The following is a 504-nucleotide window of genomic DNA, read 5'->3' on the forward strand; positions in this document are numbered from 1 at the left end:
CGTCGGGATGTTCGTCACCGACTTCTTCGAGTTCGAAGCGCGCAAGGTCGAAGCCCGCACCGACAAACCGCTCGAACGCCCGAACGGCTCGCTCGTCGCCGCGGGGCTCGTGCTCCTGTACGCCGGGTTCCAGAGTCTCTTCTTCCTCGTCTCGGACTACTGGAGCCTCATCGTCTAAGCCCGCGACGCTCGTTTTTCCGCGTCGCGCTTCGCACCGCGCACGAGGAACACGTATTTTCGTCACGTCGAGCGCCGCGGCTCGACGGCTCAGTCGCGTCGAACGCGGCGCTCACTCGACCAGCATCGGGACGCTGCCGTCGCGGTCGACGACCACAGACTCCGACGGAGAGACTTCCCGGATGACCTCGTCGTCGGCGACGAGCGAGACGGGCGCGTCGTCGCGTTCGACCGACAATCTGACCGGGGGTTGGAGAACCCACGAGTTCGTCTGGGTCGCGTACGGCGAGACGGGAACGACCGCGAGCCCGGCGGCCGGGCCGACGA

Annotated in this window: 1 pseudogene; it reads right to left on the bottom strand. The window is 67.1% G+C overall.

Going from position 1 to position 504, the window contains the following annotated elements:
• Window positions 1–289: 289 nt before the first annotated feature.
• Window positions 290–504: pseudogene (locus DVK01_RS21220) on the bottom strand (ATP-NAD kinase); the annotation flags it as partial.

The organism is Haloarcula sp. Atlit-120R, from assembly GCF_003665885.1.
In the GTDB taxonomy this organism is placed as follows: Archaea; Halobacteriota; Halobacteria; order Halobacteriales; family Haloarculaceae; genus Haloarcula; species Haloarcula taiwanensis.